Raw genomic sequence first — 13,830 nt, 5'->3', positions numbered from 1 at the left:
GGTCGTTCTCCCCTGTCAATTGCCGTTCGATCCGTCTCACGAAGTCGCCGCGGCCGCCCGCTGCCGGCGCGGCGGCGGCGTCCAGCGATAGGCGGCGCCGAACCGGTTCCAGACATTGATCGAAGCGATCGCCGAGGTCAGGTAGGTCAGCTCCTTTTCGGAGAATTCGGCGGTGACCTCGGCATAGACATCGTCGCTGACGCCGTTCGGCAAGGTCGTCAGCGCCTCGGTCCAGGCCAGCGCCGCGCGCTCGCGCGCCGAGAACTGCGGCGCTTCGCGCCACACCACGACGAGGTTGAGCTTGTCGACGGGGACGCCGAGGCTCTCGCCTTGCAGGATGTGATACTGCACGCAGAAGGCGCAGCCGTTGATCTGCGAGGCGCGCAGCTTGACCAGTTCGAGCAGCTGCTTGTCGAGACCGGCCTTCGCCGCGAACTGGCCGAGGTCACGCACGACGGCGAAGACATCGGGGGCGAGCTTCTCGAAGTCGGTGTATTCCTTGCGGGCATGTGACATTGGCTTGGCCTCATGTTATCAGTGCACTGATAATAATATCAGAGCTCTGATATTGAGCAAGACGCAGACATTCGCGAAGGCAACATGGCGGGAATGCAGAAACGAAGGAAATCCGGCGCCGCCGGGCGGCGCCCGGCGGGGAAAGCGGCGGCCGGCAAGGCTGCGATCGGGGCGGGATCGGCCGCAGACGCCCTGCCCGCCTCCGCCGTCCCGCCGCCCGGCGAAGGCAAGCGCGGCGAACAGGGCTATCTCGCCTACCTGTTGCGCCAGGCGAATGCGGCCTCGCGGCTGTCGATGGAGCGCGAACTGGCAGGCCTCGGCGTCACCTCTCCCCAATTCGTCGTGCTGACGATGCTGAAAGCCTATCCGGGCCTCTCGGGCGCCGATCTGGCACGAGTGGCATTCCTGACGCCGCAGACCGTCAGCGTGATCATCCGCAACCTCGAGCGCGACGGCGCGATCGGCAAGACGCCGCATCCGGTCCACGGCCGGGTGCTGCAATGGACGCTGACCAGCCATGGAACCACGCTGCTGGAGAAATGCCGCCATATCGCCCAGGCTCAGGAGCGTCGGCTCGCCGCCGGCCTCGACAGCAAGTCAGAGCAAATTGTCCGGCAATGGCTGTCAAAAATCGCCACAGATTTGCAGGATAGCTAGAGCATGCCCCGGAAAAGTGGGAACCGGTTTTCCGACAAGGGCATGCTCAAATAATGCTCCTGCGGCGGCGTGGCTTTTGGCTCACCCGATCAGCGTCGCTACACTGGCCCGATGAAACAGCCTGATTCTTTGAAATCTCCTGCCCGCCGAGCCGTCCTGAAGGCGGCGCTCGCGGCTGGCGTGACGCTCGCCAATCCATTCGGCGCGCTGGCGGCCGCGCCAGCGGGCTTCGACCAGTGGCGCGACAATTTTCGCGCCCGCGCACTAGCAAAAGGCATTTCGGAAGCGACCTGGAATCGCTGCATGGGACGGGTCGAGCCCGACATGAGCGTGTTCAAGCAGATGCGCAACCAACCCGAATTCCACGAGCAGATCTGGCAGTACATCAACCGCCGCGTCTCGGACTGGCGGGTCATCCACGGCCGCGAGGCGCTGAAGAAGAACGAGGCGCTGTTCGCGCGGATCGAGCGCGACTTCGGCGTCGAGCGCGGCACGCTGCTCGCGCTGTGGGGCGTCGAGTCAGCCTACGGCGATCCGCTGGTGCAGCAGAACCACATGACGCCGGTGTTTCCCTCGCTCGCCGCGCTCGCCTGGAACGAGCCACGCCGCAAGGCCTATTGGGAAACCGAGCTGATCAACGCAATGAAGATCGTGCAGCGCGGCTGGAGCACGCCCGAGGAGATGAACGGCTCCTGGGCCGGCGCGATGGGCCATTCGCAGTGGATGCCGGAAGTCTGGCTCAATGTCGGCTTCGACTATGACGGCGACGGCAAGGTCTCGCCGTTCGGCCGCCCGGACGACGCGCTCGGCTCGACCGCGAAATATCTCGTCAATCGCGGCAAGTGGCACCGCGGCGAGCACTGGGGCTACGAGGTTCGTGCACAGGGCGGCGGCGCCGGCGGCAGCCGCACCTACGCAGCCTGGGCCAGCGCCGGCGTCGTCAGAGCCGACGGCCAGCCGTTCCCGCAGCCGAACGCGTCGGCGCAGCTCTGGATCCCGGTCGCGGGCGGGCCGGCCTTCCTGCTCGGTCCGAACTTCAATTCGGTGAAGAGCTACAATCCGTCGATGAACTACGCGCTGGCGATCTGCCATCTCGGCGACCGCTGTCTCGGCGGGCCGCCCTTCATCCAGCCGTTCCCGGGCTCGGAGCGCGCGCTGACGCTCGCCGAGGTGCAGGAGATGCAGACCCGGCTGACCAAGGCCGGCTTCGACACCGGCGGCACCGACGGCCGCGTCGGCAACGACACCATGCAGGCGATCAAGGATTTCCAGACCAAGACGGGCCTGTTGCCCGCCGACGGTTACGGCGGGCTCAAGGTGCTGGCGCGGCTGCGGCAAGGTGGCTAGCCGCCGTCATTGCGAGGAGCGTCAGCGACGAAGCAATCCATCTCTCTACTTGCGGCACGATGGATTGCTTCGCTTCGCTCGCAATGACGAAGACTTATTTCGGCTGCCGCACGACGCCGCCGGCATTCATGCCGCCGTCGATCACGAGTTCGGTGCCGGTGACGTAACGCGATGCATCGGAGGCGAGATAGAGCACGCCTTGCGCGATCTCGATGGCCTGGCCGGCGCGGCCGAGCGGTGTTGCGAACCTTGCGCGCTCCTCCGGATCGATCGGTGCGTTCTGGCCGGCGCCCGTCGCGCCGGTCGGGATCTTGCCCCAGATCGGCGTGTCGATGATGCCGGGATGCACGGAGTTGACGCGGATGCCGTCGTTCACCTGCGCGCATTCCATCGCGATCGACTTGGCGAACAGCCGCACCGCCCCCTTGGTCGCGCTGTAGCCGGAGAGCGTCGCTGCCCCGCGCAAGCCGGCCAGCGACGACATCATGATGATCGAGCCGCCGCCAGTTTTACGCATCAGCGGCAGCGAATGCTTCACCGACAGGAATACGCCATCGAGATTGATGGCGGTCTGCCGGCGCCAGTCTGCGAGCGACATCTCGACAATCGACGGCGCACCGATGCCGATGCCGGCGTTGGAGACCATGATGTCGAGGCGGCCGTAGCGCTTGCCGATATCGGCGACGACCTCGATCCAGCGCTCCTCGCTGGTGACGTCCTGCGGCAGGAAGATCACCTCGCGGCCAGCCTTCTTGAGCCGCGCGGCGAGCTCGGGTCCCCTCAACTCGTCGATGTCGGTCGCAACAACCGTCGCGCCTTCCTGCGCGAACAATTCGACGATGGCCTCGCCGATACCCGACGCGCCGCCGGTCACCAGCGCGACCTTGCCTTCAACCTGTCCTGACATGTCCACTCCCAACGTTTCTTATTTGATCACCGCCGGGCCCTGATCCGGTGCCGCGACGTCGAGCACACGGAATTGCACACGTTCGGTGCCTTGCCAACGGTCGACTGCGAGAGAGCCCGCCACGTGCAATTGCTGGCCGCGATTTTGCGTCAAGGCGCTGCCGAGCTTCTGTCCGACCGAGCGGAATGCGATACCGTTGACGATGGAACCATCGCCGGACTTGAAGCGCAGCCGCAAGTGCGCCTGTCCGACCTCGTCGGCATAGACCAGCTGATGTGACGGCAGCGCGATCACCGGCTCCGGATTGGCGGCACCGAACGGACCTGCGCGATTGAGCGTCGCGGCGAATTCCGGCGTCACCGCGCGGGCGGTGACGGCGCCATCGATGAACAGCTCGTTTTCGTGGCGCGAGTTGGCGACGTCGGCCGCCAGCGCACTTTCCATGTAGGCGCGGAATTCGGCGAGCTTCTCCTTGCGCAGCGTGACGCCCGCCGCCATCGCGTGCCCTCCGCCTTTCATCAGCAGACCGTCGTGCACCGCCTGCCGCACAGCCTTGCCGATATCGACGCCGCCGATCGAGCGGCCCGATCCGGTACCGATGCCGCCCGGCTCGAGCGCGATCGCAAAGGCCGGACGCGCGAACTTCTCCTTCAGCCGCGCCGCGACCAGCCCGACCACGCCGGGATGCCAGCCTTCCGCCGCTGTGACGATCACAGCGCCCTTGTCCTCGAGGCCGAGCGAGGCGAGCGCTTCGGCTTCGGCCTGCGCCTCTGCCACCTGCTCGATCACCCGCCGCTCGGCGTTGAGGCGATCGAGCTCGGCCGCGATCCGCGCGGCCTCCGAGACATCGCCTTCGAGCAAAAGCCGCACGCCGAGATCGGCGCGCCCGATGCGGCCGCCGGCATTGATGCGCGGGCCCAGCATGAAACCGAGATGCCAGGCCTCCGGCGGGCCATTGAGCCGCGCCACGTCCATCAGCGCGGTATGGCCGACATGGTCGCGGCGGCGCATCGCGATCAGGCCCTTGGCGACAAAGGCGCGGTTGAGCCCGATCAGCGGCGCGACGTCGGCAACGGTGCCGAGCGCGACGTGATGCAGCACGCTGAGCAGGTCGGGCTCCGGCATCTCGCGGGTCCAGAAGCCGCGCTGGCGCAGCTCGCGGTTCACGGCGACCAATGTGACGAACACCAGGCCGACGGCAGCGAGATGCCCGAGTCCTGACAGGTCATCGGGCCGGTTCGGATTCACCAGCGCGTCGACCTCGGGCAGTTCATCGCCGGTCTGGTGATGATCGATCACCACGACCGACATGCCGAGCTTCTTGGCTTCCGCCAGCGGCTCGATGCTGGTGGTGCCGCAATCGACCGTGACGAGCAGCGTCGCGCCCTTCGCCGCCAGCGCGCGGACGGCGTCGACGTTCGGACCGTAGCCTTCGAAGATGCGGTCGGGAATGTGGATCAGCGGATCCAGCCCGCAATGGCGCAAATGCCAGGTCAGCAGCGCCGCCGAGGTCGCGCCGTCGACGTCGTAGTCGCCGAAGATCGCGACCTTCTCGCCTCGCACCGCCGCATCTGCAATGCGCTTGGCCGCATGCTCCATCTCGGTGACCGTATATGGATCCGGCATCAGCTTGCGGATGGTCGGGTCGAGGAAATCAGGGACCTCGTCGATCGCGACGTCGCGGCCGGCCAGCACCCGCGCCAGCATTTCCGGCAGATTGTGCCGCTGCACGATCGCGAGCGCCCGGGCCGCCCCGCGCGCATCCAGCCGGTCGCGCCAGAGCTTTCCGGTCAGCGACCGCGCCACGCCGAGGAACGCCTGTGGCGCCTCGACGGGCAATGCGGATGCGTGGAGCGTCATGATTCCCTTCCAATCAAGCGGGAATCGTAGCGCCTCAGTGAATCCCAAGCCAGTTCTAGCAGCCCATCCGGGTGGCGATTTCCCCGAAATCCTTGGCCACGATGTCCCAGCTGCCGGTGGCCTCGAAATCGACCTTCTGCAACGGACCGTACTCGGTCGGCCGCGCCACGAAGGCGGTCTTCAGGCCGTGCTTCTGCGCGTGCTTGAGGTCGTAGTTGTGGGCGGCAACCATCATCACCTGCTCCGGCGGTAGGCACAGCAGCTTCGCCGCGCCGAGATAGGTTTCCGGATCGGGCTTGTAGTGCTCGAACAGTTCGGCCGACATCACGAGATCCCAGGGCAGGCCTGCGAACTTCGCCATGTTGGTGAGCAGCGCGACGTTGCCGTTCGACAGCGGCGAGATGATGTATTTGCTCTTCAGCCGGGTCAGGCCGGCGACGCTGTCGGGCCAGCCGTGCAGGCGATGCCAGCCCAGCGTCAGATGGTGCAGATCGGCCTCGGTGAGGCCTTTGATGTCGAATTGCGCGACCAGCTTCTCCAGCGAGCGGCGGTGCAGGACGTCGAGAATGACATAGCCGTTCTGCGGGTTCTTGCGCACCTCGTCCATCGAGGCCGTGTAGACCGCGCGCCAGCCATCGACCAGCGCGGTCCAGTCGGCCTTGATGCCACGCGTCTCACCCCATTTGGTGAAGTCGTTGATCAGGCTGGTGCGCCAGTCGACCACGGTTCCGAACACGTCGAACACCAGTGCCTTGACGGAGGAAAGATCGGACATCACGCTCATGGTTTCACTCCGGCTTGTTATTCTTGTCGTCGACGCTGCGCTTGTCCAACCCACGTGAGCGGAGCTTTAAACCACGATCCCTTCCATGCAACAATAGCAACCGTAGGGGTTCGCCAGTTGCCGTCCGCCCAGCCATCTTGAGGCCGGAAACACACAGCGATCGCCAGAGCCAACGAGTGTAAGATGAACAACCCGGTTGCCTTCGTCCTGCTTGAGGGTCCTGTCACGCTGAATGAGACAGCATTGCTCGAAGCCTTGCGGCAGCGTCATCCGGACGTCCGATGGAACGTCACCGAACATGGCGCAAATGTCCGGGCCGATGGCCCGCTCGTGATCCGCGCCGACGATCACCTTCTGGTCGCAATGTCGATGCCGGCACCGATCCCGCTCGACGAAAATCTATGGAAACGGGCGTCAAGTTTCTGGCCGGAAGCTCCCGGTGTTGCGAGCCGCCACCGCGCCCATCTCGTCGTCTCGACGATGGGTGCCGCCGAAGACGGGGCCGATATCCGCCGTCTGACGTATATCGAGAACACCCGTCTGACAACGGCGATGGTCGGCGGATTGATTGCGACCACCCCCGGCTGCTGTGCGGCGGTCTGGGGAGGCAAGGTCGCTAGCTCAGCGCAGATGTGGCTGGAAGGGTCACGCAGGGCCTTCGCCCCGTTTCCAGGCTACCCGTTCACGCTGTGGCTCGATGTCATACCCTACAAATCGGACCGGACCGTCGGAGCGATTACAATCGGATTGTCCGCCTTCGTCGATCGCGAGATCGAATTTGAAGTCGACGGCATGGATCTCCCCACCACAATCCATCGGGTGGCTGGGCTGGCGACATATTTGATTGAGCACGGCACCGCGGTCAAAGACGGCGATACGATCGGGGTATCGGCCACCGATCGTATCAAGATTCATCATCGCATTTCGCGCCTTACCGGTTTGCCTGTGATCGCGGTTGGTGACATCCGTCTTGCGCCAGAGCAGCCGCGGCATTATCCGATCATTCCGGCAGCCATTGCCAAGGATCATCCCCTTCTGGTGATGTTATCAAGGGTCGGTCTTTTCGATGCGTCGAGCCCAGATAATCAGGTGCAATTGCCTCGGAACGCCCGAGTTTCAGACGTCCGCCTTGAGAGCTACGACCACGGCCTGAATGGCGTCTTCTCAGGTATTCTCGGGACTGACGCGTACGTTGAAGCGGATGAAAAAGCGCGCCGTGCCCTTATGCGCGGTGAGACCGAGCTCGCCAAATCGGCCTTGATGCCGTTCGCGATGGAGATCAGGAAATTTCAAGAGACCGCACGATACGCAATCGGCCGCGGCGATCTCCACATGTTCTAGTTACATGCCGCTTGCAAATGCTGATCGAAGAAGAAATCCGCCCAGCCTGAAGCGCGACGAGAGAAGCTCGAATCAACGTCGCGCTTTGGCTTTGTTTGGCCATGGCCTCCGAGGCATCCGGGCAAGACGCTAATCCAGGTGGAACTTCTCCAGCTGGCGGTGCTCGGCCTTGATGTAGCGCACGGTGCCGGTGACGGAGCGCATCACGACCGTCTCGGTCTCGATCACGTCCTTCTTGAACTTCACGCCCGTCAGCAGCGAGCCGGTGGTGACGCCGGTGGCGGCGAACAGGCAGTCGCCCTTGGCCATGTCCTCGATGCCGTAGATCATCTTCGGATCGAGCACGCCCATCTTGTGCGCGCGCTCGCGCTTCTCCTCGGTGTCGAGGATCAGGCGGCACTGCATCTGGCCGCCGATGCAGCGCAGCGCGACCGCTGCCAGCACGCCCTCGGGCGCGCCGCCGGTGCCGATATACATGTCGACGCCGGTCTCATCGGGCTTGGCGCAGTGAATGACGCCGGCGACGTCGCCGTCGGTGATCAGCTGCACGGCAGCGCCGGTCGAGCGCACGCTGTTGATGATGTCGGCATGGCGCGGACGGTCGAGCACCAGCACATTGATGGCGGTGGGATCGACACCCTTCGCCTTGGCGAGCCGGCGGACATTGTCGGCCGGCGGCGCGTCGAGCTCAATCACGTTCTTGGCATAGCCCGGGCCGATCGCGATCTTCTGCATGTAGACGTCGGGGGCGTGCAGCAGCGTGCCGCCATCGGCCATCGCCATGGTGGCGATCGAGCCCGGCATGTTCTTGGCGCACAGCGTGGTGCCTTCGAGCGGGTCGACGGCGATGTCGACCTTCGGGCCGGCGTTGAGGCCGACCTTCTCGCCGATGAACAGCATCGGCGCCTCGTCGCGCTCGCCCTCGCCGATCACGACCGTGCCCTCGATCGGCAGCTTGTTGAGCTCGCGCCGCATCGCGTCGACCGCGGCCTTGTCGGCGGCCTTCTCCTGGCCGTGGCCGCGCAGCCGCGCGGCCGACACCGCCGCGCGCTCCGTCACGCGCACGATTTCGAGCGTCAAGATGCGCTCGAGCAGCATCTGCGGCGGAACGGAAATATGGGTCGACATCGGCGTACTCCTTAAGCCTCGGGGACAGGCCAGCCTGCCCGCATCAATCGTCTCACGCCCGACCCGTTCAGGTCATGCGTTAGTTTTTCTCGATCCGGATCACCTGCGGCCGGCCGCTGATGACCTTATCGCGCTGCACTGCGGCCAGCGCACGATGCACCGCATCCTCGCTGGTCGCGTAGGTAATCAGAATGACCGGGACCGGTGAAGGTTTTTTGGCCGCACCGTTCACATCGACGCCATCCGGATGCCGTTGCACGATGGACTCCAGAGATATCTTCTGTTCCGCGAGCCGGGTGGCGATTGTTGCAGCAGTGCCTGCAAGATCGCGCGCCATCAGGCGGATATAGTAGCCACCCTCGTGGCGTTCCATCGGCGCCTTGGTGGTGTCGCGCAACCGCTCCACCGGACGCCCGAACGGCTTGGCACGAATGCCGCGGGCCACATCGGCGATGTCGGCGACCACCGCCGAGGCGGTCGCGCCGCCGCCGGCACCCGGGCCGACCAGCGTGATCGGGGGAATCCCCTCGCCATCGATCGCCACCGCGTTGGTGACGCCCATCACCTGCGCGATCGACGATGATTTCGGCACCATGGTCGGATGCACGCGCTGCTCGATGCCCTTTGCCGTGCGCACGGCAACGCCGAGCAGCTTGACGCGGTAGCCGAGTTCCGCGGCGGCCTTGAGGTCTTCCGGCGTGATCGAGGAGATGCCTTCGACATAGACCGCGCTTTCGGCGACCTTGGTTCCGAAGGCGAGGCTCGCCAGGATCGCAAGCTTCTGCGCGGTGTCGTGACCATCGACGTCGAATGACGGGTTGGCTTCGGCGTAGCCGAGCCGCTGGGCGTCCTTCAGGCATTCCTCGAACGACAAGCCCTCCTGCTCCATCCGGGTCAGGATGTAGTTGCAGGTGCCGTTCAGGATGCCGTAGACGCGGTTGACGCTGGTGCCGGCGAGGCCCTCGCGCAGCGTCTTGATGACCGGGATCGCCGCACCGACTGCCGCCTCGAAATTCAGCGCGCCGCCGTGCTTCTCGGCCGCGGCGGCAAGCCGCAGCCCGTGCTTGGCGATCAGCGCCTTGTTGGCGGTCACGACCGACTTGCCGGCCTTCAGTGCGGTCTCGATCGCGGAGAGCGCGGGATCGCCGGCGCCGCCCATCAACTCGACGAAACAGTCGATATTGGGATCCTCGGCCAGCGCCTGCGGGCTCTTCGCCCAGGCGATGCCGCGCAGGTCGAGGCCGCGCTTCTTGGCTTTCGAGCGCGCGGTGACGGCGACGACGCGAATGCCGCGGCCGCTGCGCTCGGCCAGCGCCCGTCCTTGCGTTTCGATGAGGCGGACGACATCGGCACCGACGGTGCCGAGCCCCGCTATGCCCACGTTCAGGGGTGCGACCATGGATTTAGGGACCTGGAGATTAAGCAACCTGGAAGGATTAGCGCCGGTTGGCGAGAGGAACGACGTTGTGCAACGTTTCGATGCCGCTTTCAAGGAAGCGGCGTACGCCACGCGCGGCCTGCCGGATGCGCTGCTCGTTCTCCACCATCGCGATGCGGACATAGCCTTCGCCATGCTCGCCGAACGCAACGCCGGGCGATACCACCACGCCGGATTTCTCCACCATCAGGGTTGCGAACTGCATGCTGCCGACCGCCTCGAACGCCTTGGGCAGCGGCGCCCAGGCAAACATCGAGGCCTGCGGCGGCGGAATGTCCCAGCCGGCGCGGCCAAATGACTCAACCAGCGCGTCGCGGCGTTTGCGGTAAGTGTCGCGCATCTCGCGGATGCAGTCGTCGGGGCCGTTCAGCGCGGCGGTCGCGGCCACCTGGACCGGCGTGAAGGCGCCGTAATCGAGATAGGATTTGACCCGCGCCAGCGCTGCGATGATGCGCTCATTGCCGACCGCAAAGCCCATGCGCCAGCCGGCCATCGAGAACGTCTTCGACATCGAGGTGAATTCGACGGTGACGTCGAGCGCACCGGGCACCTGCAGCACCGACGGCGGCGGATTGTTCTCGTCGAAATAGACTTCCGCGTAGGCCAGATCGGACAGGATGAAGATGTCGTGCTTCTTCGCGAACGCGACCAGATCCTTGTAGAAGTCGAGGTCCGCCACATAGGCGGTCGGGTTCGACGGATAGCAGACGATCAGCGCGATCGGCTTCGGAATCGAATGCTGGATCGCCCGTTCGACCGCCTCGAAGAACTGCGGCGTCGGCTCCGACGGCACCGAACGGATCACGCCGCCCGCCATCAGGAAGCCGAACGCATGGATCGGGTAGCTCGGATTCGGGCACAGCACGACGTCGCCAGGCGCGGTGATCGCCTGCGCAACGTTGGCGAACCCCTCCTTCGAGCCGAGCGTCGCAACCACCTGGGTATCGGGGTTCAGCTTGACGCCGAAGCGGCGCCCATAATAGGCGGCCTGGGCCTTGCGCAGGCCGTTGATGCCACGGGAGGCCGAGTAGCGGTCGGTCCGCGGCTTGCCCAGCGTCTCCTTGAGCTTCTCGATGACGTGGGGCGGGGTCGGCAGGTCCGGGTTCCCCATGCCCATGTCGATGATGTCGGCCCCGGCATTGCGCGCGGCCGCCTTGGCCTGGTTGACCTTTTCAAAGACGTAAGGCGGCAGACGGCGAATGCGGTAAAAATCTTCCATGGGACCCTTGCTCCGACAACCGCAATGCCAGAATCGTCCCCCTTGGTCGACTTGCGGAAGCCGGCTCGGCCTCTTACAGAAATCGCACTGAATCAATGACTTAGAGCGAATTCAGGCGCACGATCGGGGGGCTGCGGCCGGATCTGCGGTTGAATTGGGTTTCTTTTAGCACGGACGCCGGGCGGCGCCAGCGCTGATCGGCCGATCTCGCGCGTTCACTTCCCGCTTTGGGCCGCCGTCGCAGCCTGTGCCTGGGCCTGACGATCGCGCGCGGCAACCAGCTCCTGCTCGATCTTGGCCTGATCCGCCGGCTTGATCGTCGGATCGGCGCGGTCGGGCGGAATATCGTGCACCGGGAGGTAGCCGTTGGCATCCTTTTGCCGCGCCGGCGCATCGGCCGGCATGGCCATATCGGCAATCGTGCTCGAGCACCCGCTCAGCGCCAGCATCGACGCGAGCAGCGCTGCGGCCGCGAGCCCCCTGTTCATTCGATCGATCGGCATGCGCCGAATTGTCCCCAACAAGCTAGCGCGCACGTCGCACATTGCCGACACGGGTCGCACTGGTACGAGCCTTGCAGCGTCCCCGCTGCATTAGTCCTGGCTTTAGCGGTTTCAAACCATTGTCGCCCGAAACGCTTAAAGCGGGAACACCAAAAGCGACCCCTGAGGCTTCAATATGACGGAACAAAGATTTTTTTATCGCACCGCAACAGAGCGAAACATCGGCTTTTGACTGATTTCCGCTACCGCACCGCGCGATGACGCCCTCCAAACGACGCGATAGTGTCCCCCAGATGAGCAACGTCAGTACCGACACCCAAGCCGCCCCGAAATTCAACGCCGAAGCCTTCGCCATGAACATCGCGCGAGCGATGGAGAGCAGCGGCCAGGCGCTGGCAGCCTATCTCAAGCCACGCCAGACCGGGGAAGTCCGCGACAAGCCGCCGAACGAGCTCGGTGAGGTCATCAAGACCTTCAGCGTGATCGCCGAATACTGGCTGGCCGACAAGGAGCGCGCCTCCTCGCTGCAGATGCAGCTCGGCAAGGATTACCTCGATCTCTGGGGATCGGCCGTGCGCCGCATGGCCGGCGAAGCCGACGCCAAGCCGGCGATCGCGCCGGCCCCGCGCGACAAGCGCTTCCAGGATCCGGAATGGAAGTCGAATCAGTTCTTCGACTTCATCCTCCAGCTTTATCTGCTGACCGCGAAATGGGCGCAGCAGCTGGTCCACGACGCCGACGGAATCGATCCTCACACCCGCAAGAAGGCCGAATTCTACGTCCAGCAGATCACCAACGCGCTGGCGCCGTCGAATTTCGTGCTGACGAATCCGGAAGTGCTGCGCGCCACGGTCGAGACCAATGGCGACAATCTGGTCCGCGGCATGAAGATGCTGGCCGAGGATATCGAGGCCGGTCACGGCACGCTGCGGATCCGCCAGTCCGATTCGAGCAACCTCGAGGTCGGCGTCAACATGGCGACGACGCCGGGCAAGGTGATCTACCAGAACGAGCTGATGCAGCTGATCCAGTATTCGCCGACGACGGAGAACGTGCTGCGCACGCCGCTGCTGATCGTGCCGCCATGGATCAACAAGTTCTACATCCTCGATCTGCGCCCCGAGAAATCCTACGTCAAATGGTGCGTCGACCAGGGCATCACGGTGTTCGTGATCTCCTGGGTCAATCCGGACAAGGAGCTCGGCAAGAAGACCTGGGCCGACTACATGGCCGAAGGCCCGCTCACGGCGATGGACGTGATCGAGAAGGTCACCGGCGAGATGAAGGTGCACACCGCCGGCTATTGCGTCGGCGGCACCATGCTCGCCTCGACGCTCGCCTATCTCGCCGAGAAGCGCCGCCAGCGCGTGACGTCGGCGACGTTCTTTGCCGCGCAGGTCGACTTCACCCACGCCGGCGACCTCCTGGTGTTCGTCGACGAGGACCAGATCTCGGCGCTGGAACGCGACATGCAGGAATCCGGCGTGCTCGAGGGCAGCAAGATGGCCATGGCCTTCAACATGCTGCGCTCGAACGACCTGATCTGGTCGTATGTCGTGAACAATTATCTGAAGGGCCAATCGCCCTCCTCGTTCGACCTTCTGCACTGGAATTCGGACGCGACGCGGATGCCCTCGTCGAACCACTCCTACTATCTGCGCAACTGCTATCTGGAGAACCGGCTGTCGACCGGCACGATGGTGCTCGACAACACGCTGCTCGATCTGTCGAAGGTGAAGGTGCCGGTCTACAACCTCGCGGCACGCGAGGATCACATCGCACCGGCGGAATCGGTGCTCTACGGCTCGCAGTTCTTCGGCGGCCCGGTGAGATATGTGCTGTCCGGCTCCGGCCATATCGCCGGCGTGGTCAATCCGCCGGCCTCGAAGAAGTACCAGTACTGGACCAACGACAACATCAAGGACATCAAGCTCGCCGACTGGCTTAAGGGCGCCGAGGAACACAAGGGATCGTGGTGGCCCGACTGGCGCGGCTGGCTGGAAAGCCATGATCCGGAGACGGTGCCGGCGCGCATTGTGGGCTCGAACGGGGCGTCGGTGCTCGAGGACGCTCCGGGCAGCTATGTCCGCGTCCGCGCGTAGCGCCAAGTCTTCGCGTAGCGCCAAGTCT

At 64.7% G+C, this 13,830-nt stretch carries 12 protein-coding genes; 4 read left to right on the top strand and 8 right to left on the bottom strand.

All coding sequences use genetic code 11. The features are described from left to right. Window positions 1-36: 36 nt before the first annotated feature. A complete protein-coding gene (locus AAFG13_RS03525) occupies window positions 37-516 on the bottom strand; it encodes a carboxymuconolactone decarboxylase family protein (RefSeq protein WP_212317447.1) in 480 nt (159 codons plus the stop codon). Window positions 517-600: 84 nt separating this feature from the next. On the opposite strand from AAFG13_RS03525, the gene AAFG13_RS03520 reads away from it, so the two are divergent. After that, window positions 601-1,173, top strand: coding sequence for a MarR family winged helix-turn-helix transcriptional regulator (locus AAFG13_RS03520; RefSeq protein ID WP_212317449.1), 573 nt, complete (start codon window positions 601-603; stop codon window positions 1,171-1,173). Between the two features lie 111 nt (window positions 1,174-1,284). Then, entirely contained in the window at window positions 1,285-2,520 is a 1,236-nt protein-coding gene (locus AAFG13_RS03515) for a lytic murein transglycosylase (protein ID WP_342711139.1), read from the top strand. A gap of 94 nt (window positions 2,521-2,614) precedes the next feature. On the opposite strand, the gene AAFG13_RS03510 is transcribed toward AAFG13_RS03515, so the two are convergent. From AAFG13_RS03510 to AAFG13_RS03500, 3 genes are read right to left on the bottom strand one after another with little or no spacing between them, the layout of a single operon-like run. Next, on the bottom strand, window positions 2,615-3,427 hold the full coding sequence (locus AAFG13_RS03510; protein ID WP_342711138.1) for a glucose 1-dehydrogenase: 813 nt from the start codon (window positions 3,425-3,427) through the stop codon (window positions 2,615-2,617). Between the two features lie 18 nt (window positions 3,428-3,445). After that, window positions 3,446-5,287, bottom strand: coding sequence for a single-stranded-DNA-specific exonuclease RecJ (gene recJ, locus AAFG13_RS03505; protein ID WP_342711137.1), 1,842 nt, complete (start codon window positions 5,285-5,287; stop codon window positions 3,446-3,448). Between the two features lie 55 nt (window positions 5,288-5,342). Beyond that, window positions 5,343-6,062 carry a haloacid dehalogenase type II gene (locus tag AAFG13_RS03500; protein ID WP_342713539.1) on the bottom strand — a complete coding sequence of 240 codons (720 nt, stop codon included), beginning with the start codon at window positions 6,060-6,062 and terminating at the stop codon, window positions 5,343-5,345. Between the two features lie 192 nt (window positions 6,063-6,254). On the opposite strand from AAFG13_RS03500, the gene AAFG13_RS03495 reads away from it, so the two are divergent. Beyond that, window positions 6,255-7,412 carry a DUF4261 domain-containing protein gene (locus AAFG13_RS03495; RefSeq protein WP_342711136.1) on the top strand — a complete coding sequence of 386 codons (1,158 nt, stop codon included), beginning with the start codon at window positions 6,255-6,257 and terminating at the stop codon, window positions 7,410-7,412. 129 nt (window positions 7,413-7,541) lie between these two features. On the opposite strand, the gene glpX is transcribed toward AAFG13_RS03495, so the two are convergent. From glpX to AAFG13_RS03475, 4 genes are all read right to left on the bottom strand, one after another. Further along, window positions 7,542-8,540 (bottom strand): class II fructose-bisphosphatase, encoded by a 999-nt coding sequence (gene glpX, locus AAFG13_RS03490; protein ID WP_097672244.1) that lies wholly within the window; start codon window positions 8,538-8,540, stop codon window positions 7,542-7,544. Window positions 8,541-8,619: 79 nt separating this feature from the next. After that, window positions 8,620-9,939, bottom strand: a complete 1,320-nt coding sequence (locus tag AAFG13_RS03485) for a homoserine dehydrogenase (RefSeq protein WP_173643386.1) — start codon at window positions 9,937-9,939, stop codon at window positions 8,620-8,622. A gap of 37 nt (window positions 9,940-9,976) precedes the next feature. Beyond that, complete coding sequence (locus AAFG13_RS03480; protein ID WP_092113857.1) at window positions 9,977-11,197, bottom strand: LL-diaminopimelate aminotransferase; 1,221 nt, start codon at window positions 11,195-11,197, stop codon at window positions 9,977-9,979. A gap of 215 nt (window positions 11,198-11,412) precedes the next feature. Then, window positions 11,413-11,700, bottom strand: a complete 288-nt coding sequence (locus AAFG13_RS03475; RefSeq protein WP_176535054.1) for a hypothetical protein — start codon at window positions 11,698-11,700, stop codon at window positions 11,413-11,415. Between the two features lie 293 nt (window positions 11,701-11,993). Between AAFG13_RS03475 and phaC the strand changes: the two genes are divergently transcribed. Beyond that, a complete protein-coding gene (gene phaC / locus AAFG13_RS03470; protein ID WP_342711135.1) occupies window positions 11,994-13,802 on the top strand; it encodes a class I poly(R)-hydroxyalkanoic acid synthase in 1,809 nt (602 codons plus the stop codon). The last annotated feature ends 28 nt before the right edge of the window (window positions 13,803-13,830 follow it).

Source organism: Bradyrhizobium sp. B124 (genome assembly GCF_038967635.1).
Taxonomy (GTDB): Bacteria; Pseudomonadota; Alphaproteobacteria; order Rhizobiales; family Xanthobacteraceae; genus Bradyrhizobium.
The sequence above is the reverse complement of the archived record's forward strand: the minus strand, read 5'-3'. Positions and strand labels throughout refer to the sequence as shown.